This is a genomic window from Paenirhodobacter sp. (assembly GCF_047600745.1).
In the GTDB taxonomy this organism is placed as follows: domain Bacteria; phylum Pseudomonadota; class Alphaproteobacteria; order Rhodobacterales; family Rhodobacteraceae; genus Rhodobacter.
The window spans coordinates 1,755,757-1,776,523 of the sequence record NZ_JASGKI010000004.1; the positions used below are offsets into that span (position 1 = coordinate 1,755,757).

Below are 20,767 nucleotides of genomic sequence, written 5' to 3' on the forward strand. Positions count from 1 at the left end.
GTCAGAAACAGCCGGCGCGGCCATCGCGCCGGATCGTCGCCGCGCCATCCTGAATCGCATGGGCGCGGCGGCTGACGAAGCCCGAGGGCTTCGACGCCGAGCGCCCCTTCGGATCGGGCAGCAGCGCCGCCAGAAGCGCGGCCTGCCGGGGCGTGAGCTTGTCGGGCGAGGTCTTGAAATAGTGGTAGGCCGCCGCATCCACGCCGAACACCCCTTCGGAAAATTCCGCGACGTTCAGGTAGACCTCAAGGATCCGCTGCTTCGGCCACAGGATTTCGACCACCGGGGTCAGGCCCGCCTCCACCGCCTTGCGCAGCCAGCTTCGGCCCTGCCACAGGAAGACGTTCTTCACCACCTGCTGCGTGATGGTCGAGGCGCCGCGTTCGCCCCCCGCCTCCATCGCCTGCCGGATCGCCCGCATGTCGAACCCCCAGTGGCGGCAGAAATTCGCGTCCTCCGCGGCCACGACGGAACGCGCCAGCACCGGCGCAATATCCTCCATCCCCACCCAGTTCTGGTCGATCCCGCCCAGCCGGCGCGATTCCGACCACATGTAGTAATTCATCGGCGGGTTGACGAAGCGGAACAGCAGCACCAGCGCCAGCACGACCGCCGCCGCGATCAGCGCAACCCGCGCCACCCGGCGCAGCAGCCAGCGCCACGGTGCCAGCAGGCCCGCCGCAGCGGCCCGGACGGGGGATCGGGAAGGGGATGTCTTGCGCTCTGCCATGCGGGCCATAAGTCATGCCGGGACGGGGCAGGTCAAACGGAAAAGGGCGGGGCCGCGTGGCCCCGCCCCCGGATCATTCCGCGGGCACCGCCTGCGGCGCATCGCTGAGCGGGAAGGGCAGATGCGCGAGCATTTCCTTCGGGCAGACCTGAAGGAAATTCGCCCGCTCCGCCTCCCAGTTCTGCAAGATGTCCTGCGCCTTGCGCGACCCGGTTTCCTTGGCGTGGCGCTCGATCAGGCCCTTCAGCTGCGCTTCCCAATGCGGATGGCCGATCGGGTTGGTGACGATGCTTTCCAGGTTCATGTAATCCACGGCGACGCCTTCGGGATCATAGAGATAGGCCATGCCCCCGGTCATCCCGGCGCCGAAATTCGCGCCGATCCGGCCCAGAATCACCGCGACACCGCCGGTCATGTATTCGCAACCGTTGGTGCCGCAGCCCTCGATCACCACCTTGGCGCCCGAGTTCCGCACCCCGAAGCGTTCCCCCGCCCGGCCCGCCGCGAACAGATAGCCATCCGTCGCGCCATAAAGCACCGTATTGCCGATGATCGTGTTCTCGGAGGCCACCAGCGGCGAGGACATTGCCGGACGCACCACGATGATGCCGCCCGAAAGCCCCTTGCCCACATAGTCGTTGGCATCGCCCGAGACCTCGATCTTCAGCCCCGGCGCCGCGAAAGCACCGAGCGACTGCCCCGCCGAGCCCGTCAGCTTCACCGTCAGATGGTCGGGTTGCAGCGCGTTGCGCATCCCGAAGTTCTTGACGATATGGCTCGACGCCCGGGTGCCGATGGTGCGCGAGGTGTTCCGCACGGCGTAGGACAGCTGCATCTTCTCGCCATCCTCGAAGAACCGCGCGCCGTCCTTGACGATTTCGGCATCCAGCGTGTCGGGCACGAAGTTACGCGGCTTCGACCGATCGTAAACGATCTTGTCCCAGCCATCGACGGTGATCAGCAGCGGGTTGAGGTCCAGATCGTCCAGATGCGCGGACCCGCGGCTGACCTGCGTCAGCAGATCGGCCCGGCCGATGATCTCGTCCATCGAGCGCGCGCCGATCGAGGCGAGGATCTCGCGCACCTCCTGCGCGTAGAAGGTGATCAGGTTCACCACCTTGTCCGCCGTGCCGGCGAATTTCGCCCGCAGCACCGGATCCTGCACGCAGACGCCCACCGGACAGGTGTTCGACTGGCATTGCCGCACCATGATGCAGCCCATCGCGATCAGCGCGGCGGTGCCGATGCCGTATTCCTCGGCCCCCATCATCGCCGCCATGACGATATCGCGCCCGGTGCGCAACCCGCCATCGGTGCGCAGCGTCACCCGCTCGCGCAGCTTGTTCATCGCCAGAACCTGATGCGCCTCGGTCAGGCCCATTTCCCACGGCAGCCCCGCGAATTTGATCGAGGTCGCCGGAGAGGCCCCCGTCCCGCCGTTGTGGCCGGAGATCAGGATCACATCCGCCTTCGCCTTCGCCACCCCGGCGGCGATGGTACCGACGCCCGACATCGACACCAGCTTCACCGTGACCTTGGCGCGCGGGTTGATCTGCTTCAGGTCATAGATCAGCTGCGCGAGGTCTTCGATCGAATAGATGTCGTGGTGCGGCGGCGGCGAGATCAGCGTCACGCCCTTGGTCGAATGCCGCAGCCGCGCGATCAGTTCGGTCACCTTCATGCCCGGAAGCTGGCCGCCCTCGCCGGGCTTCGCCCCCTGCGCGACCTTGATTTCCAGTTCCTCGCAATGGTTCAGGTATTCGGCCGTGACGCCGAACCGGCCCGAAGCCACCTGCTTGATCTTCGCCGACGGGTTGTCGCCGTTCGGTTCGGGCACGAAATGCGCCGGATCCTCGCCGCCCTCGCCGCTATCGGATTTCGCGCCGATCCGGTTCATCGCGACGTTCAGCGTCTTGTGCGCCTCGGGCGACAGCGCGCCGAGCGACATGCCGGGCGTGATGAACCGCTTCCGGATCGAGGTGATGCTCTCCACCTCCTCGATCGGCACCGGCTTGCCCAGCGTCTTGATGTCCAGAAGGTCGCGCAGATGGATCGGCGGATTGGCCCGCATCAGCGCGGAATACTGCTTCCACAGGTCATAGCTCGCCCGGTCGCAGGCGGCCTGCAACAGGTGCATGGTCTGCGCTTCCCAGGCGTGCTTTTCGCCGGTGCGCCGCGCCTTGTAGAAGCCGCCGATCGGCAGCACGTCCTGCCCGCCCTTCCAGCCCTTGGCATGGACCTGCTCCAGCTTGTGCTGGATCCCATGCACGCCGATGCCGGAAATCCGCGAATGCATGCCGGGGAAATATTCCGCCACCATCGCGCGGGACAGGCCCACCGCCTCGAAGTTCAGCCCGCCGCGATAGGAGGAGATGATCGAGATCCCCATCTTCGCCATGATCTTCAACAGGCCCGCGTCGATCGCATCGCGGTAGCGGCGCATGTTGTCGACGAGCGAGCCCGACAGCAACCCGCGCTCGATCCGGTCGGCGATCGAATCCTGCGCCAGATAGGGGTTCACCGTGGTCGCCCCCGCGCCGATCAGCACCGCGAAATAATGCGGGTCGATACATTCCGCCGAGCGCACGTTGACCGAGGTGAAGGTCCGCAGCCCCTTGCGCGTCAGCCACGAATGCACCGCGCTGGTCGCGAGGATCATCGGCATCGCGACCTTTTCCGGCGACTGGAATTCATCCGTCAGGACAAGGTGCATCGCGCCCGAACGGACGGCATCCTCCGCCTCGGCCCGGATCCGTTCCAGCCCGCGGTGCAGCGATTCGTTATCCTCGCCCGCCGGGAAGGTGCAGTCGATCACCGTCACCGCCTCGCCGAAGACCTTGAGCATCTGCTCGTATTCCGCCGTCGCGATGAAGGGCGATTCGAGGATCAGGATCTCGGTCTGCGAACTGTCTTCGTCGAGCACGTTCTTCAGGTTGCCGAACCGCGTCTTCAGCGACATCACCCGGCTTTCGCGCAGGCTGTCGATCGGCGGGTTGGTGACCTGGGAGAAGTTCTGCCGGAAGAAATGGCTCAGCGGGCGGTATTGTTTCGAGAGTACCGCGGGCGGCGTGTCGTCGCCCATCGAGGCGATCGCCTCCTTGCCGTCTTCCGCCATCGGCGCGAGGATCTGTTCCAGTTCCTCCACCGAATAGCCCGCCGCGATCTGCCGCTTGCGCAGTTCGGCACCGCTGAAGATGTGCTTCTCCGGCACGTCGCGCATGATCGCGTTCAGATCGACCACATTCTCGACCCATTCGCCGAAGGGCTGGCTGTTGGCGAGCCGGTCCTTGATCTCGCGGTCGTGGTAGAGCTTGCCCTCGCGCATGTCGACGGCGATCATCTGCCCCGGCCCGAGCGCGCCCTTTTCGCGCACGTTCATTTCGTCGACCGGAACCATCCCGGCCTCCGACCCCGCGATCAGGAGCCCGTCGCCGGTGATGACATAGCGCATCGGCCGCAGCCCGTTGCGGTCGAGCCCGCCGCAGACCCAACGGCCATCCGTCATCGCCAGCGCGGCGGGGCCGTCCCAGGGCTCCATCACCGAATTGCAGTAGGCATACATGTCCTGCCACTTCTTCGGCATGTCGGTGGTGGCCTTCGACCAGGCCTCGGGCACCAGCATCGTCTTCGTCATCGGCGCGGACCGCCCGGAGCGCACCATCACCTCGAACACCGCATCCAGCGCGCCGGTATCGGACGAACCCGAGGGGATGATCGGCTTGATGTCCTCGGCCATGTCGCCGAAGGCCGTCGAGGCCATGCGGATCTCGTGCGACTGCATCCAGTTGATGTTGCCCTTGAGCGTGTTGATCTCGCCGTTATGGGCCAGCATGCGGAACGGTTGCGCCAGCCACCATTGCGGGAAGGTGTTGGTGGAATAGCGCTGGTGATAGATCGCGAAGGCGCTCTCGAACCGCTCGTCCTTCAGGTCCGGATAGAATTCCGACACATGTTCGGCCAGCATCATCCCCTTGTAGATGATGCTGCGGCAGGACAGCGAACAGATATACAGCCCCGAGATCTGCGCCGCGATGGCGGCCTTCTCGATCCGGCGGCGGATGATGTAAAGCTCGCGCTCAAAGGCCTCCGGGTCGATGTCCTTTTCGCAGCGGATCAGGATCTGTTCGATTTCGGGCCGTGTGGCATTGGCCTTTTCGCCCAGAACGTCGGTGTTCACCGGAACGTGGCGCCAGCCGTAGATGTAATGCCCCATGCGGAGCACTTCGGTTTCCACGATCGTGCGGCAGCGTTCCTGCGCGCCGAAATCCGTGCGCGGCAGGAAGACCTGACCGACCGCGATCAGCTTGTCCATGTCGGGCTCATGCCCGGTGCGGCGAACCTGATCGTAGAAGAACGGCACCGGGATCTGCACATGGATGCCCGCGCCGTCGCCGGTCTTGCCATCCGCATCGACCGCGCCGCGGTGCCAGATCGAGCGCAGCGCCTCGATCCCGGAATTGACGACCTTGCGGCTCGCCTTGCCGTCGAGCGACACCACCAGCCCGACACCGCAGGAAGCATGCTCGTCCTCCTCGCGGAACAGCGAATGCTCCGCCATCCACTTGCGCTTGGCTTCCTCTGCGGCGACCCAGGCCTCGTCGTATTTCGTCATGTCTAGTGCCTCCTCAGAGAGTGGGTTGCGTCGGGATGGGCGACACGCCAGTCATCATCATGTCGCAGTCATGGTCGGGTTTGGCCGCGCCAAAACCCTTGTCGCCGGGAAAGGCGAAACTCACCGGCGCCTCGAAGGTCGAAACGCTGTCGCCTTGCGCGTTTTCAAACGTCTCGCGGTCGCCGAAGAACACCCGCATCTCGCGGCTGATGAACTGCGTGCCCGTGCGGGTGGCGATCAGGTTGCCCTCCGCATCCAGCACCTTCAGCTCGAATTCCGTCTGTTCCAGCGGCACCTTGTCGATGGTCTGCACCCGCCCCGTCAGCCGGTCATGGCCGACATAGCGCCGCACATCCCCCATGTTCGACAGGGTGACGAAATCATAGTCGTCCCGCCCCGTCGCCAGCAGCGTGGAGAAGGACGCCGCATCCGCAGAGCTCGCCGGATCCAGCAGATCGACCGTTCCGGTATTCAGGTCGATGCTTTCCAGCCAGCGGGTTTCGCGGTCGATATGGGTCCGGAAATATTCCCCCTCGCCATCCGCATAGGAAATCCAGCGGTCCCCCGCCGGATCGCCGGAACAGCGATACAGATTCGCCACCTGGCAGGAATGGCTCTGAACCGTGACGTCCAGCGTGCAGCCGCGCGGCGGCTGAAACGCCGCCCCGGCTGCGGCGGGGCCGGCCCCCGCCACGATCGCAATCAGTGCCGCGCGCACAAGCATCGCCATCCTCACTCGGCCGCGACGCGTCCCGCGCCGTCGAGGTATCTGACGATCTCCGCTCCGGCCTCGCGACCGTCCCGGATCGCCCAGACCACCAGCGAAGCGCCGCGCACGATGTCGCCCACCGCGTAAACGCCGGGCAGCGAGGTCGCATGGGTGCCGAAATCGGCCTTGACCGTGCCCCAACGGGTGGTCTCCAGCGCATCGACGCCCCACATCTGCGGCAGGTTCTCGGGCTCGAAGCCGAGCGCCTTGATCACCAGATCGGCCTCTTCCTCGTAGATCCCGCCCTCGATCGGTTCGGGCGACTGGCGGCCCGAGGCATCCGGCGCGCCAAGGCGCATCTTCTGGATCGACACTTTCGAGACCGGATTGCCGCTGAACCCCTTCGGCGCCGCGAGCCAGACGAATTCGACGCCCTCTTCCTCGGCGTTCTGCACCTCGCGCTGCGAACCCGGCATGTTCGCCCGGTCGCGGCGGTAAAGGCATTTGACCGAGGTCGCGCCCTGCCGGATCGCGGTGCGCACGCAGTCCATCGCCGTGTCGCCGCCGCCGACGACGATCACGCGCTTGCCCTCGGCGTTCAGGGTGCCATCCTCGAATTCCGGCACGTCATCGCCGAAGCTCTTCTTGTTCGACGCGGTGAGATAGTCGATCGAGCGCACGATCCCCGCCGCCTCCGCACCCGGATCGGTGAGCTCGCGGGTCTTGTAAACCCCCGTCGCGATCAGCACCGCATCATGCTTGCCCCGGATCGCGTCAAAGGACAGATCCACGCCGACATTGCAGTTCAGCACGAATTCCACACCGCCCTCTTCGAGCTGCTTCACGCGGCTCATCACGATGTCCTTTTCCAGCTTGAAGCCGGGGATGCCATAGGTCAGCAGCCCGCCCGCGCGGTCCGACCGTTCATAGACCGTCACCTGCACCCCCGCGCGGCGCAGCACATCCGCCGCCGCCAGGCCGCCCGGGCCGCCGCCGATGATGCCGACACTCTCCGCACGCTCGACACCCGGCCGGATCGGCTTGACCCAACCCATGTCCCAGGCGGTATCGGTGATGTATTTCTCGATCGCGCCGATCGTCACCGTGCCGTGGCCCGATTGTTCGATCACGCAATTGCCTTCGCACAGCCGGTCCTGCGGGCAGATCCGGCCGCAGATTTCCGGGAAGGTATTCGTCGCCTGGCTGATCGCATAGGCTTCTTCCAGCCGCCCCTCGGCGGTCAGGCGCAGCCAGTCCGGGATGTTGTTATGCAGCGGGCAATGCGTATGGCAGTAGGGCACGCCGCACTGGCTGCACCGGCTGGCCTGCTCGGCCGCCTTCGCATCCGCAAATTCGCGGTAGATCTCATGGAAATCATGCGACCTCGCCGTGGCATCGCGCTTTTCGGGGGTTTCCCGCGCGGTGTGAACGAATTTGAGCATGCGTTGCTGAGCCATGGCTGCGCCTCCCAGGATGCCTGTGTGGGTGCGACACACCTACACCGCTTCAAAACCAATTAAAAGTCATCAATACTGACCCAAATACGGTAAAAAACAAATCCGCCGGAAGAATTGCATCCGGCGGATCGGAAATGTAGGACAGCTTGTATTACCTATCTGTCAGTAGCCCGCCAGAAGTGCGAACAGCGCAATCGTTCCGACGATGATTCGCCACCAGCCGAACAGGCCGTAGCCATGCTTGCTGACGAACCCGAGCAGCCCCCGCACCACGATCACCGCCGCGATGAAGGCCGCAACGAACCCGACCGCGATCAGGTTCATGTCGCCCGCATTCAGCGCATCACGGTTTTTATAAAGATCATAGGCGAAAGCGCCCGCCATCGTCGGCATCGACAGGAAAAAGCTGAATTCCGCGGCAGCGCGCTTTGAAACGCCCAAAAGCATGGCGCCCACGATGGTGGACCCCGAGCGCGACACCCCCGGAACCATCGCGAGGCACTGGAAGAAGCCGATCTTCACCGCGGCCGAAATCGGCAGCCGCATCGCATCGTCATGGCGCACCGTGAGCTTCATCCGGTCGACCCACAGCAGCACGAAACCGCCCAGGATCAGCATGACCGCGATCAGCATCGGCGTCTCGAACAGCACCGTCTTGATGAAGCCATGCGCCAGCACGCCGATCACCACCGCCGGCAGGAAGGCCAGGAAGATCGACAGGATGAACCGCCGGGCCTGCGGATCATGCGGCGCGGCGGCGAAGACGGCGGCCAGCCGCTTTGCATAGACGCCGACGATCGCGAAGATGGCGCCGAGCTGGATCACCACCTCGAAGGTCTTGCCGGTCGAATGGAAGCCAAGAAAATGACCGGCCAACAGGATGTGGCCGGTCGAGGAGACGGGAAGGAATTCCGTAAGGCCTTCAAGAAGCCCCAGAATACCCGCTACGATGGTATCGTTCATGATCAGAGTGTCTTACGCAGGTTTTTCGCCGAGGCCTTGATCGCCTCATATTGGCCGCTCTTGCGGAACCGCCACAGATAATCGGGCAGCACCGCGCCCATGGCCGTCGGCACGATGCCGAGCGTATCGAAGCTCTGCGCATCGGGCGAGACGATGTTGTCCACCTTCAGCCCGCGGAGCTGGTCGCGCGTCAGCAGCTTGTTGCTGACCAGCCCGAAGGTCGCGCCCTGCACCGTGTCGCCGAGGGTCGCGATGATCGCGGCGACAAAACCGGGCAGGCCGATCACGCCACGGCGCCGCTCGATCACACCCAGCATCCGGGTCGCCAGGCCGCGCATCGTATCCACATCCGGCCCGCCGAGTTCACAGGTGCCCTCGACCCCGCCGTCGAGCGCCAGCACCGCCACCCGCGCCACGTCATCGACATAGACCGGTTGCAGCCGGGTCTTCGGCGCCACGACCGCCATCACCGGCCCGATCAGGGACAGCGCGGCGAGCTTGTTGAAGAAATGGTCCTCGGTGCCGAACATCACCGAAGGCCGCAGGATCACCGCCGACGGGAAGGCGCCGCGCACCGCGGCCTCGCCCGCCGCCTTGGACCGCGCATAGGCGCTGGACAACTCCGCATCCGCGCCGAGCGCGGAGACATGGACCAGCCGCGCGACACCCAGTTCCGCCGCGGTCCGCGCGATCAGGCGCGCGCCCTCGACATGCACGGCGTCAAAACGGTTCTTGCCGCTTTCGGCCAGGATACCGACACAGTTCACCACCGCATCGGCCCCCTGCATCGCGGCGCGCACGCTTGCGGCATCGCGGATGTTGCACAGCACGGGCTCGACCTGGCCGACCGCGCCATAGGGCTTCGTGAACAGGGCTTCGTTCGGACGGCGGCAGGCGATGCGGATGCGCCAGCCCTCCCGGGCCAGCCGCCGCGCGATGTAGCGGCCCAGAAAGCCGCTGCCGCCGTAGATCGTGACAAGTTTGGACATCGGTTCCGGACCCCTCGGTCGCCTTGAAATCCTTCCCTGATTACCGCCAACCCCCTGTTGGAACAAGGGGGATGGGACAATTCGCACGATCGCGTTCCGAAGGCGCGAAAAGATTGCGCAAAAATCGTCGGTATGGCTGTTGACACTCCCCAAGCGCCCCGGTAAACCCCGGCTCACGAAGACGCCCAGATGGCGGAATTGGTAGACGCGCACGGTTCAGGTCCGTGTGCCGCAAGGCGTGGAGGTTCGAGTCCTCTTCTGGGCACCAAATCCCGCGAAAAGCCGTTCGACCCTCGGGTCGGGCGGCCTTCGTCTTTTCCGGCCCTGACATCGCCCCCGACAATAGCGCCGCCCCGCATGGCGTTCGCCTGCCCGACTACGGGCCGCGCCGCCCACAGGCGCGGGGATTGAAAATCGGGAGCGGTCGCCCCGGCTGGTGTTCCACGGGCGGGGATAGGGTGTCACCGATGCGCCAAAATCAAACGGGCGCCGCAGGGGCGCCCGTTCGCGAAGGATCAGCCCAGCACGCTGTCGCAGCGCGCGCAGGTATGCGGGTGCCGGTGCGTGCCCACATCGGGCAGGATCTTCCAGCAGCGCTCGCATTTCTCGCCCTGCGCGGGCTCGAAGACCACCGCGACTCCCGGCACTTCGGGCAGGCGGAAGGCCTCCGCCGGAGCGGGATCGGTGCTGAGCGTCAGGCCCGAAGTGATGCACAGATCGGCGAAATCCGCCGACCGCAGCGCCCCGGCCAGATCGGCATCCTCGACATGCACCACCGGCGCGGCCTCAAGCGAGGCACCGATGACCTTGGCCGTGCGCTGTACCTCCAGCGCGGCGGTGACGGCGCGGCGGGCGCGGCGGATCCCCTCCCATTTCGCGGCAAGCGCGGCATCGCGCCACTCCGCCGGAACCGGGACGAAATCCTGCAAATGCACCGAGCCATCCTCCGACGGGAAACGGCTGAGCCAGACGTCTTCCATCGTGAAGGGCAGGATCGGCGCGAGCCAGGTCGTCAGGTGGTGGAACAGCAGGTCCATCACCGTCCGCGCGGCGCGGCGGCGCGGGCTGTCGGGCGCATCGCAATACAGCGCATCCTTGCGCACGTCGAACCAGAAGGAGGACAGATCCACCGTGCAGAAGTTGAACAGCGCCTGGAACACCCCCGCGAAGTTGAACGCCCGGTAATCCGCCCGCACCTGCGCATCCAGCTCCGCCAGACGGTGCAGCACCCAGCGTTCCAGTTCCGGCATCCCGGCCACCGGCAGGCGTTCGGCTTCGTCGAAATCCTTCAGCGCGCCGAGCATGAAGCGCAGCGTGTTGCGCAGCCGCCGGTAGCTGTCGGCGGTGCCCTTCAGGATCTTCGGCCCGATCCGCTGATCGGCGGTGTAATCGGTCTGCGCCACCCAGAGCCGCAGGATATCGGCGCCGTATTCGTCGATCACCTGCTGCGGCGCGACGGTATTGCCAAGCGATTTGGACATCTTCATGCCCTTCTCGTCCAGCGTGAAGCCATGTGTCACCACATTGCGATAGGGCGCGCGGCCGATCGTGGCGCAGGCTTGCAGCATCGAGGAATGGAACCAGCCGCGATGCTGGTCGGTGCCCTCAAGATAGACATCCGCGATCCCGTCCGGCGTGCCATCGGGCCGGTCGCGCAGCACGAAGGCATGGGTCGAGCCGCTATCGAACCACACGTCGAGCACGTCGAACACCTGCTCATAGCCCGCCGGATCGACGACACCCGCCAGCACCTGCTCCTTGAAGCCCGGCACATACCAGACATCGGCGCCGTCCTTTTCGAAGGCGGCGACGATGCGGGCATTGACCGTCTCATCGCGCAGCAGGAAGTCCGGATCGGTCGGCTTCGCGCCCTTTCTGGTGAAGCAGGCCAGCGGCACGCCCCAGGCGCGCTGACGGCTCAGCACCCAGTCGGGCCGGGTTTCCATCATCGAATGCAGCCGGTTGCGGCCCGATTGCGGGGTGAACTTCACCAGCTCCTCGATCGAGCGCAGCGCGCGCTTGCGGATCGTGTCGCCGTATTCACCCTTGCCGTCATGCAGGCCGAAGTCGATCGCGGCGAACCATTGCGGCGTGTTGCGATAGATCACCGGCGCCTTCGAGCGCCACGAATGCGGGTAGCTGTGCTTGATCTTGCCCTTCGCCAGCAGGGCACCCGCATAGGCCAGCTGCTTGATGTTCGAGACGTTCGCCGGGCCTTCCTTGCCGTTCTGGTCAAGGATCGCCTCGCCCCCGAAGATCGGCAGATCCTTGCGATAGCTGCCATCGGCCTCGACGTTATAGGTCATCGGCAGGTGGAATTTGACGCCAAGCTGATAGTCGTCATCGCCATGCGACGGCGCGGTATGGACAAAGCCCGTCCCGGCATCATCCGTCACATGCTCGCCCGGCAGCATCGGCACGTCATAATCCCATTCGCCATTCCCGCCTTCCACCCCGCGATAGGGGTGCGCCAGAATGGTGCCCTCGAATTCCGCGGGCGACACGTCGCGCAGCCGGGTCCATTCCGTGACCTTCGCCGCGGATTTGACGTTTTCGGCCAGCGCATCGGCCAGAACCAGCGTTTCGCCCACGACCGCCGTGGATTTCTCATCCACCGCATCGACGCGATACAGGCCATAGGCAATGCCCGCGCTATAGGCCACCGCGCGGTTTTGCGGGATGGTCCAGGGCGTCGTCGTCCAGATCACCACCGAGGATTGCAGCAGCTGCGTATCCATGCAGCCGTCCAGTTCCGGGAAAGTCCCGGCGGAGGCGACCTTGAACCGCACCCAGATCGTGTGGCTGGTGTGGTCGTGATATTCGATCTCGGCCTCGGCCAGCGCGGTCTTTTCGACGGGCGACCACATCACCGGCTTCGAGCCCTGATAGAGCGCGCCGTTCATCAAAAGCTTCATGAACTCCCCGGCGATCACCGCCTCGGCGTGGTAGTCCATCGTCAGATAGGGATCGTCCCAGTTGCCGATCACGCCCAGGCGCTTGAATTCCTCGCGCTGGATCCCCACCCATTTCTGCGCGAAGGCGCGGCACTCCTGCCGGAAGGCAACCTTGTCCACCTCGTCCTTGTTGAGGCCCTTGGCGCGGTACTGCTCCTCGATCTTCCATTCGATCGGCAGGCCGTGGCAGTCCCAGCCCGGCACATAGCGCGCATCATGCCCCATCATCTGATGCGAGCGCACGACGATATCCTTGATCGTCTTGTTCAGCGCATGGCCGATGTGCAGGTTGCCGTTGGCATAGGGCGGGCCGTCATGCAGCACGAAGGGCGCGCGGGCGCCGCCCTTGGCGCGCAACTGGCCATAGATGTCGAGCCGCGCCCAGCGGGCCAGCCATTCGGGTTCGCGCACGGGCAGACCGGCACGCATCGGAAAATCGGTTTCGGGCAGGAAAACGGTGTCGCGGTAGTCGACACCCGTTTCAGTGGTGGTTTCGCTGGTCATCGGATGGTCCTGTAGGGAACGGGCGCAATCCGGCGCCCCTGGCTTCTGGCTCACATCTCCCGGCAACCCTGACGCGTCAGAGCGCCGGGCCGGTAATTCGATGGATATGCGCGTGCCGGATCATGCGCGCCTTATAGGCAAGGGGCCGGTGCGCGGCAAGCGGGCTCTTGCCTGCCGCGCCCGCCCCGGATAGCGAAGACGGATCCACCGTCCCGGAGGGGTCATGTCGCTTCCCGTCTTTCTTGCCGTGATGGGCGCCGCGCTGTTGCATGCGGTGTGGAACGCGCTCCTGCGCCGGGGCGGGTCGAAGGTGCGGACGATGGCGCTGATGTCGGTGGCGGAAATGGGCATCGGCGCGGCGATCGCGCTCAGCCGGCCCTTGCCGCATCCGGCGGCGTGGAAATGGCTCGCGGCCACCACCGTCGCGCAGATGGCCTATAAATTCTGCCTCGCGCAGGCCTATCAGCGCGGCGACCTCAGCCGGGTCTATCCGCTGGCGCGCGGCACGGCGCCGATGCTGGTCGCGCTGGTCTCCGCCCTGTTCGCGATCGACCAGATCTCGGCCGGGGGGTATCTGGGGATCGGCCTGCTGGGGATCGGGTTGCTGTTCATGGCGCGCGACAGTTTCCGCACCGGCGAGGGTCTGCGGATGCTGCCCTTCGCGCTCGGCTCCGCCGTCGCCACCGCCAGCTATACGCTGATCGACGGGATCGGCGGGCGGGTGTCGGGCGATGTCATCGGCTATGTCGGCTGGCTTCTGCTGTTCAGCGGCGCGAGCTTTTCCGCCGCCACCGCGTTGCACCGCCCCACCCTGTTGCGCGCCGTGCCGCGAGAATGGGTGATGGCGGTGGGGGCGGCGCTGATCTCCTATATCGCCTATGCCGTGCCGGTCTGGGCGATGACGCGGGCGCCGATCGCGCTGGTCGCCGTGCTGCGCGAGACCTCGATCCTGTTCGCGGTGCTGATCGGCTGGCTGGTGTTCCGCGAGAGGATGACACCCGGCAAGGCGCTGGCCGCCGGGCTGATCGTGGCGGGGGTGATGATGACACGGGTCTAGAACGGCACGTCATCTGCATGATCGGCGGGTTTCAGGAACCCGGCCTTCACATGCTTCGGCCCGGCCTTGTCGAATTCGATCACCAGCGTATCGCCATCGACCTCCATCACCTCGCCATAGCCGAATTTCACGTGAAACACTCGGTCGCCGATCTGGAACGGCACCGGCTCGGCATCGACCACCACGGGTTTGCGCGCGGGCGTGGCGGGGCCGCGCGACTGCATCCGCTTCCAGCCCGGCGAATTGTAGACATCGGCCTGGGTCGCGCGCTCCTCGATCCCGCTCGACCGCATCCCCCCGCCATAAAGCCCCGGCGCCGTCAGCACATCGACATGCCGCGCCGGGAGTTCGTCGATGAACCGCGACGGCATCTGCGACTGCCACTGACCATAGACCCGCCGGTTACCGGCAAAGGAAATGGTGCACAGCCGCTCCGCCCGGGTGATGCCGACATAGGCCAGCCGCCGTTCTTCCTCCAAAGACTTCTGCCCGCCCTCGTCCAGCGCGCGCTGGCTCGGGAACAGGCCATCCTCCCAGCCGGGCAGCAAGACCACCGGAAATTCCAGCCCCTTCGCCCCGTGCAAAGTCATGATCGAAACCTTGTCCTCGCCCTCGCCGCTGTCATTGTCCATGATCAGCGCGACATGTTCGAGAAAGCCCTGAAGGTTCTCGAACTGCTCCAGCGCCTTCACCAGCTCCTTGAGGTTTTCGAGCCGGCCGGGCGCCTCGGGCGTCTTGTCGTTGAGCCACATCTCGGTGTAGCCGGATTCCTCCAGAATGGTCTCCGCCAGCCGGATATGGTCTTCCCCCTCCAGCACCGCCGCGTGCCAGCGCCCGATCCCCTCGACCAGGCCGCGCAGATGCCCCGCCGCCTTGCCCGAGATCACGCCCTGCTGCACCGCGCCCCGCGCGCCGAGGACCAGCCCCACGCCCGCCTCGCGCGCGACGCGCTGGATCGCCTGCTGCGCCTTTTCGCCCAGGCCGCGCTTCGGCGTGTTCACCACGCGCTCAAAGGCCAGATCGTCATCGGGCGAGACCGCCAGCCGGAAATAGGCCATGGCATCGCGGATTTCCAACCGCTCGTAGAAGCGCGGGCCGCCGATCACCCGATAGGGCAGGCCGATCGACAGGAAGCGGTCCTCGAACGCCCGCATCTGATGCGAGGCGCGCACCAGAATCGCCTGATCGTCGAGCCGCATCGGCGGCAGGCCATGGGCGCCGTGGCGCAGGGCCTCGATCTCCTCGCCGATCCAGCGCGCCTCTTCCTCGCCATCCCAATGGCCGATCAGGCGCACCTTCTGGCCGCCCTTCGCCTCGGTCCAGAGCGTCTTGCCCAGCCGCCCCGCATTCGCCGAAATCAGCCGGGACGCCGCCGCGAGGATATGCTCGGTCGAGCGGTAGTTCTGTTCGAGCCGGACCACCTTGGCGCCGGGAAAATCCTTCTCGAAGCGCAGGATATTGCCCACCTCGGCGCCGCGCCAGCCATAGATCGACTGGTCGTCATCCCCCACGCAGCAGATGTTGCGATGCCCCTGCGCCAGCAGCCGCAGCCAGAGGTATTGCGCGATATTGGTGTCCTGATATTCGTCCACCAGAATATAGCGGAACCAGCGCTGATACTGTTCCAGCACATCCGGGCGGCTTTGGAAGATCGTCACCATATGCAGCAGCAGATCGCCGAAATCGACCGCATTGAGCGTGATCAGCCGGTCCTGATAGGCGGCATAAAGCTCGGTCCCGCGATGGTTGAAGGCCCCCGCCTCCGATGACGGCACCTTTTCGGGCGTCAGCGCGCGGTTCTTCCACCCGTCGATCAGCCCGGCGAGCGTGCGCGCGGGCCAGCGCTTTTCATCCATATTCGCGGCGACGATCAACTGCTTCATCAGCCGGATCTGGTCGTCGGTATCCAGAATGGTGAAATTCGGCCGCAGCGTGGCGGTATGGCCGGTTTCGACCAGATCATCCGCCCGCCCGCCCACATCGCGCGAAATCAGCTCCGCATGGCGGCGCAGCAGCTTGACGCAGACCGAGTGGAAGGTGCCGAGCCACGGCATCCCTTCGACCGAATCGCCCAGCAGGCGGCCGATGCGGTCCTTCATCTCCCGCGCGGCCTTGTTGGTGAAGGTCACGGCAAGGATCTCGTTCGGGCGCGCCTTGCCGGTGTGGATCAGATGCGCGATCCGCGCCGTCAGCGCCCGGGTCTTGCCCGTGCCCGCCCCCGCCAGCATCAAGACCGGGCCATCCAGCGCCTCGACCGCCGCGCGCTGCGCCTCGTTCAGCCCGTCCAGATAGGGCGCGGGCCGCGCCGCCATCGCGCGTTGCGAGAGGCTCACCGCCCCTTCGAAAGGATCGTCAAAATCACTCATGCGCGCAATCTAGCCACCCAAAGCACGGAAGCCAAGGATGTTCCCTTTCCGTTCGATCACTTCCGCCCCAGAGGCAGCGCCCCGGTCACCAGCGCCACCCCCACAACGATGCCGATGCAGGCAATGATCTGGAACGGCCCCGGCACCTCGCCGGTGACGGGAATCCCCACCAGCATCGCGGTGACAGGCGACAGCCCGGTGATCGCCGCGGTCTTCGACGGGCCGATGATCCGCACCGCCATGGCGAATGTCAGCAGCGCGACGAAGCCCGCCAGCACCCCCTGAATCAGGATCTGCGCGATCCAGAGCGGCAGGGGCGCCTGCGCCGCGCGGGCAAGATCGTCGGGCAGCCCCGGCGCCATCACCGGCAGCGCCAGCACCAGCGACCAGAAGGCGACATAGGCGGTGGCCTCGATCCCGCTCAGGCCGCTGGCGCGCAGGCTGATGGTATAGACCGCCCAGGAAAGCGCCCCCGCCAGAACCAGCGCATGGCCCAAAAGCCGGTTCCCCGCGCCGCCCGTACCGGTGGCGACGATCAGCACCACCCCCGCCGCGATCAGCGCAAGGCCCAGCCTGCGCGCGGGCGCGAACCGCTCGCCAAAGATCAGCGCCGACAGCCCCGCCACCCACAGCGGCACCGTCCCCGGCAACAGCGGCCCGACATCGGCAACCGGCGCATGGCGCAACCCGGCGCCCACCAGAAAGATATAGGGCGCGCCGGAAAACAACAGTCCGATCCGCGCGGGCCAGCCCACCGCGCGCGGCACCAGCCGCATCCGCCACAGCACCGGCAGCAACAGCAGCGCGGTAAAGCCGAACCGGATCAGGATCAGCACCGAGGGCGTGAAATACCCCGGCCCGCCCACCGCGACCCGGGTGCCGACCATCCAGCTGGTCCAGATCGCCAGCGTCACCAGCCCCGCCAGAACGCCGAAAACCGGCCGCGTGGGTGTCATGAAATGACCTAGCCCCCATGGACCAGCGAGGCAAACAGCCGCGGGTCGAGGCTCTGGCTCGCGAAGGTCGGCCCCTCGGTCAGCAGGGCCACGGCGTCATGGCTGTGCAGGCTTTCCTGATGGCTCACCACCACGCGGAAATCCCCCACCCGCGGATCGGCCAGAAGCCCGCCCGCAAAGGCGCGCACCGCATCCTCGACGAAAATCGGGTTCGCGGCGTTGAGTTCGGCGAAGGCCTGCTCGTCCTCGCGCTTCACCATCACCTGGGTTTCGGTGGGCACGGCGGCGCGGGCAATGTCGATCAGATCCTCGAACCACAGCAGCCCGCCGTCTTCGTTCAGCACCGCCGAGATCCGCGCCACCGACCGCTGCGAATGCGGCGTCGCAAGCTGCCCGCGTGTGCGCCGGGCGTGTTCCGACAGTTCCAGCGAACAGGGGCAGGTCGAGGAATAGACGTAATCCAGATGGATCACCTTCAGCCGCGCCCCCGCCGTATCCACGATTTCCAGCGCGATGTCGTAATACTGCCAGCCGGACAGGCCAGACCGCAGGCTGCCGATCCGGGTCGGGAAGGAGAACCGCATCATCAGCCGGGCATCGAAACTGTCCAGGTGGTCCTTGTAGTCGTCAAGCGCCGCCGCCATCACCTCGAACGAAAACCGCTGTTCGGCATGGGCGTAGAAGGAGCGCATCACCCGCGACATGTTGATGCCCTTCTTCCCGGCATCAAGGCTCACCGTCCCGGTGACCGAGGTTTCAAGCGTCAGATCCCCCCCGTCCCGCGTCCGGTAGCGGATCGGCAGGCGGAAGTTCGAGATGCCGACATGTTCGATCCGCGTCCGCGCGCCGACGATCAGCGAGGCCGGGCCGTTCTGCAAATCCGGCAGCGTGGCGCGATAGGCTTCATCGACCGGGAAATCCGGGTCATATTGCCGGCTGAGGTCCGGATAATTCGACAGCACATGCCCCGGTAGCAGCCGCGCGATCGCCGGATCCAGCCGCGCCACCTCGGCCGGATCGGCGGCCTCGGCCCAGGCCCGCAGCACCTCAAGCGCCGCTTTCGCTTCGTCGCTGTCGGGCAGGCGGGTGCGGATGTTCATCGGGATCCTCGCGAAAAGACGGCGCCCGGCACCATATGGGCCGGGCGCATTCGTTTTCCAAGCGGAAATCAGGCGGCGTCCAGCGCGCCCAGCACATCGCCGATCAGGTCCGCGCTATCCTCGATCCCCATCGACACCCGCACCATGCCCGGGGTGATGCCGATCAGGGCGCGCTCTTCCTCGGTCAGGTTCTTGTGCGTCGTGGTCGGCGGATGCGTCGCGATCGACTTGGCATCGCCGAGGTTGTTCGAGATCGAAATGACCCGCATCGCATTCAGGAACCGGAACGCGGCTTCCTTCCCGCCCGCAAGGTCCAGACAGAACAGCGTGCCGCCCGAGCCCATCTGCGCCATCGCCAGATCATGCTGCGGATGCGTCTTGAGCCCCGGATAGATCACCCGCGCCTTGGCATGACCCTGAACCGCCTCGGCCACCGCCTGCGCATTCGCCGCCTGCGCCCGGACCCGCAGGTCGAGCGTGGTCAGCCCGTTGAGCATGATCCAGGCGTGGAACGGGCTCATCGCGCCGCCGGTATGTTTCACATAGGTCTCCAGCGGGCCGCGGATGAACTCATGCGTGCCCAGAACGACGCCGCCAAGTGCGCGCCCGCCGCCGTCGATATGCTTCGTCGCCGAATAGACGATGACATCGGCGCCCAGTTCCGCCGCCTTCGAGAAGATCGGCGAGGCGAAGGCATTGTCCACCACCACCTTCGCGCCGACCGAATGCGCGGCCTTCGCCACGGCGGCAATGTCGATCACCTCAAGCCCGGGGTTCGACACGCTTTCAAAGAAGCAGACCTTCGTGTTCGCCTTCACCGCGCGCGCCCAGTTATCGGGCACGGCGCCGTCGATCAGCGTGACGTCGACGCCGAACTGGCCCAGCACCTTGAGCACATGCAGGCAGGAGCCGAACATCTGCCGCGCGGCGACGACATGATCGCCCGCCTTGAGCTGCGACATCAGCGCCCCGTTCACCGCCGCCATGCCGGAGGCACAGGCAAAGGCATCCTCGGTGCCCTCGATCGCGGACATCCGGTCCTCGAACATCCGGGTCGTCGGGTTGCCGTAGCGCGCATAGATGAATTCGTCCGGTCCCGAGGAAACGAACCGCGCCTCGGCGACCTCGGCGGAAGGATAGACGAAGCCCTGGGTGAGGAAGAGCGCCTCCGCCATTTCGCCATACTGGCTGCGGCGGATGCCTTCATGCACGAGCTTCGTCCGGGTTTTCCAATCCTGGGTCATTGGAACTGCCTCCTGGCTGCAAGGTGACCCGGCCTAGCGCCGCGCGCGCCCGAAAGTCAACCGGGGGCGTTTCCATTCAACAAAGCGAATGAACCGCCCGGCTGGCTTGGGCCAACTGGACGCAACCGCAGCAATGCCGCGAGACGGACGGAACGTGGCGCGGGGAGAGGGCCGCCCCGCGCCACGGAGCCGTGGCTGGCCCGCCCCGGCTCAGGCCGTCCAGTCCGGCGCGACGGAGGCCGCGATCGAACTGTCCAGCGCCTCGAAGGCACTGAGGCCGATGGTGTCGTAAAGCTCGGCCCGGGTCTGCATCTCCGGGATCATCGCCGTGGTGGCGCCGTCGCGCGCGAGCGTGGCATAAAGCCTTGCCTGCGCCTTGTTCGCCACGCGCAGCGACGACACCGGCCAGATCACCATGTCATAGCCCAGATCCTGAAACTCCTGTGCCGTGAGCGCGGGCGTCCGGCCAAATTCGGTCATGTTGGCGAGGAGCTTCACCCCCGGAAGCGCGGCGCGGACCTCCCTGAACATCTCGACCGAGGTCAGCGCCTCGGGGAAGATCGCATCGGCCCCGGCCTCGATATACAGCCGCGCCCGCGCCACCGCGCCCTCGATCCCCTCGCGCGCCGCCGCATCCGTCCGCGCGATGATCACCAGATCGCGCCGCGCCCGCGCCGCCGCCGCCACCTTCGCCGCCATGTCGCTGGCCAGGGCCAGCTTCTTGTCGTTCAGATGGCCGCATTTCTTCGGCAGGAGCTGATCCTCCAGATGCACCGCGCCCGCGCCCGCATCCTCGAAGCTGCGCACCATGTGCATGACGTTCAGCGCCTCGCCATAGCCGGTATCGCCATCGACCAGCAGCGGCAGGCCCGAGGCCCGCGCGATCTGCCGGATGAAGAAGGCCACCTCGTCCACCGTGATGATCCCCAGATCCGGGATCCCCATGCTGGCCGTCATCGCCGCGCCGGAGAGGTAAAGCGCATCGAACCCGGCGGCCTTCGCCTGTAGCGCCGCCTGCCCGTTATGCGCGCCGGGCAGCTTCAGGATGCCGGGGCGGGACAGCGCATTGCTGAACCGCTGGCCCGCCGGGACGTTCGGAAGATCGGAACCGATCAGATAGGGCATG

13 protein-coding genes and 1 tRNA gene are annotated in these 20,767 nt (G+C 66.0%); 2 read left to right on the plus strand and 12 right to left on the minus strand.

What is annotated here, in order from left to right; genetic code table 11:
* Position 1: 1 nt before the first annotated feature.
* The 6 genes from mtgA to QM789_RS17380 all read right to left on the minus strand — a co-directional run bounded on the left by mtgA (position 2) and on the right by QM789_RS17380 (position 9,460).
* The gene (mtgA, locus tag QM789_RS17355; protein ID WP_420353079.1) at positions 2 to 739 is read right to left on the minus strand and encodes a monofunctional biosynthetic peptidoglycan transglycosylase; all 738 of its coding nucleotides are present in this window, start codon (positions 737 to 739) and stop codon (positions 2 to 4) included.
* 64 nt (positions 740 to 803) lie between these two features.
* On the minus strand, positions 804 to 5,342 hold the full coding sequence (gltB, locus tag QM789_RS17360; protein ID WP_420353080.1) for a glutamate synthase large subunit: 4,539 nt from the start codon (positions 5,340 to 5,342) through the stop codon (positions 804 to 806).
* A 13-nt stretch (positions 5,343 to 5,355) separates the two neighbouring features.
* Positions 5,356 to 6,072, minus strand: coding sequence for a hypothetical protein (locus QM789_RS17365; protein WP_420353081.1), 717 nt, complete (start codon positions 6,070 to 6,072; stop codon positions 5,356 to 5,358).
* 2 nt (positions 6,073 to 6,074) lie between these two features.
* Positions 6,075 to 7,508, minus strand: a complete 1,434-nt coding sequence (locus QM789_RS17370; protein ID WP_420353082.1) for an NAD(P)-dependent oxidoreductase — start codon at positions 7,506 to 7,508, stop codon at positions 6,075 to 6,077.
* Positions 7,509 to 7,670: 162 nt separating this feature from the next.
* Positions 7,671 to 8,471: an undecaprenyl-diphosphate phosphatase gene (locus QM789_RS17375; RefSeq protein ID WP_420353083.1), complete on the minus strand. Its 801-nt coding sequence runs from the start codon at positions 8,469 to 8,471 to the stop codon at positions 7,671 to 7,673.
* Between the two features lie 2 nt (positions 8,472 to 8,473).
* Positions 8,474 to 9,460, minus strand: coding sequence for a complex I NDUFA9 subunit family protein (locus QM789_RS17380; RefSeq protein WP_420353084.1), 987 nt, complete (start codon positions 9,458 to 9,460; stop codon positions 8,474 to 8,476).
* A gap of 183 nt (positions 9,461 to 9,643) precedes the next feature.
* Here QM789_RS17380 and QM789_RS17385 point away from each other — a divergent pair.
* A tRNA-Leu gene (locus QM789_RS17385) sits at positions 9,644 to 9,728 on the plus strand.
* Between the two features lie 247 nt (positions 9,729 to 9,975).
* Here the strand turns inward: QM789_RS17385 and ileS are convergent.
* Positions 9,976 to 12,918: an isoleucine--tRNA ligase gene (gene ileS / locus QM789_RS17390; RefSeq protein WP_420353085.1), complete on the minus strand. Its 2,943-nt coding sequence runs from the start codon at positions 12,916 to 12,918 to the stop codon at positions 9,976 to 9,978.
* A gap of 223 nt (positions 12,919 to 13,141) precedes the next feature.
* Here ileS and QM789_RS17395 point away from each other — a divergent pair, with 223 nt between their 5' ends.
* Entirely contained in the window at positions 13,142 to 13,975 is an 834-nt protein-coding gene (locus QM789_RS17395) for an EamA family transporter (RefSeq protein WP_420353086.1), read from the plus strand.
* Here QM789_RS17395 and QM789_RS17400 read toward each other — a convergent pair.
* From QM789_RS17400 to prpB, 5 genes are all read right to left on the minus strand, one after another.
* The gene (locus tag QM789_RS17400; RefSeq protein ID WP_420353087.1) at positions 13,972 to 16,341 is read right to left on the minus strand and encodes an ATP-dependent helicase; all 2,370 of its coding nucleotides are present in this window, start codon (positions 16,339 to 16,341) and stop codon (positions 13,972 to 13,974) included. The genes QM789_RS17395 and QM789_RS17400 overlap by 4 nt on opposite strands.
* Before the next feature lie 56 nt (positions 16,342 to 16,397).
* The gene (locus QM789_RS17405; protein ID WP_420353088.1) at positions 16,398 to 17,297 is read right to left on the minus strand and encodes a DMT family transporter; all 900 of its coding nucleotides are present in this window, start codon (positions 17,295 to 17,297) and stop codon (positions 16,398 to 16,400) included.
* An 8-nt stretch (positions 17,298 to 17,305) separates the two neighbouring features.
* A complete protein-coding gene (gene folE2, locus QM789_RS17410; protein WP_420353089.1) occupies positions 17,306 to 18,397 on the minus strand; it encodes a GTP cyclohydrolase FolE2 in 1,092 nt (363 codons plus the stop codon).
* Positions 18,398 to 18,465: 68 nt separating this feature from the next.
* Complete coding sequence (locus QM789_RS17415) at positions 18,466 to 19,641, minus strand: aminotransferase class V-fold PLP-dependent enzyme (RefSeq protein ID WP_420353090.1); 1,176 nt, start codon at positions 19,639 to 19,641, stop codon at positions 18,466 to 18,468.
* Between the two features lie 210 nt (positions 19,642 to 19,851).
* Positions 19,852 to 20,766, minus strand: a complete 915-nt coding sequence (gene prpB / locus QM789_RS17420; protein WP_420353091.1) for a methylisocitrate lyase — start codon at positions 20,764 to 20,766, stop codon at positions 19,852 to 19,854.
* Between the last annotated feature and the right edge of the window lies 1 nt (position 20,767).

Bases quoted from the DNA above. Each gene is read 5' to 3' on its own strand.
- QM789_RS17375 (WP_420353083.1), bottom strand. From the start codon at position 8,471: ATGAACGATACCATCGTAGCGGGTATTCTGGGGCTTCTTGAAGGCCTT.
- QM789_RS17365 (WP_420353081.1), bottom strand. From the start codon at position 6,072: ATGGCGATGCTTGTGCGCGCGGCACTGATTGCGATCGTGGCGGGGGCC.
- QM789_RS17405 (WP_420353088.1), bottom strand. From the start codon at position 17,297: ATGACACCCACGCGGCCGGTTTTCGGCGTTCTGGCGGGGCTGGTGACG.
- ileS (WP_420353085.1), bottom strand. From the start codon at position 12,918: ATGACCAGCGAAACCACCACTGAAACGGGTGTCGACTACCGCGACACC.
- QM789_RS17380 (WP_420353084.1), bottom strand. From the start codon at position 9,460: ATGTCCAAACTTGTCACGATCTACGGCGGCAGCGGCTTTCTGGGCCGC.
- QM789_RS17395 (WP_420353086.1), top strand. From the start codon at position 13,142: ATGTCGCTTCCCGTCTTTCTTGCCGTGATGGGCGCCGCGCTGTTGCAT.
- QM789_RS17415 (WP_420353090.1), bottom strand. From the start codon at position 19,641: ATGACCCAGGATTGGAAAACCCGGACGAAGCTCGTGCATGAAGGCATC.
- QM789_RS17400 (WP_420353087.1), bottom strand. From the start codon at position 16,341: ATGAGTGATTTTGACGATCCTTTCGAAGGGGCGGTGAGCCTCTCGCAA.
- gltB (WP_420353080.1), bottom strand. From the start codon at position 5,342: ATGACGAAATACGACGAGGCCTGGGTCGCCGCAGAGGAAGCCAAGCGC.
- folE2 (WP_420353089.1), bottom strand. From the start codon at position 18,397: ATGAACATCCGCACCCGCCTGCCCGACAGCGACGAAGCGAAAGCGGCG.
- mtgA (WP_420353079.1), bottom strand. From the start codon at position 739: ATGGCCCGCATGGCAGAGCGCAAGACATCCCCTTCCCGATCCCCCGTC.
- QM789_RS17370 (WP_420353082.1), bottom strand. From the start codon at position 7,508: ATGGCTCAGCAACGCATGCTCAAATTCGTTCACACCGCGCGGGAAACC.
- prpB (WP_420353091.1), bottom strand. From the start codon at position 20,766: ATGCCCTATCTGATCGGTTCCGATCTTCCGAACGTCCCGGCGGGCCAG.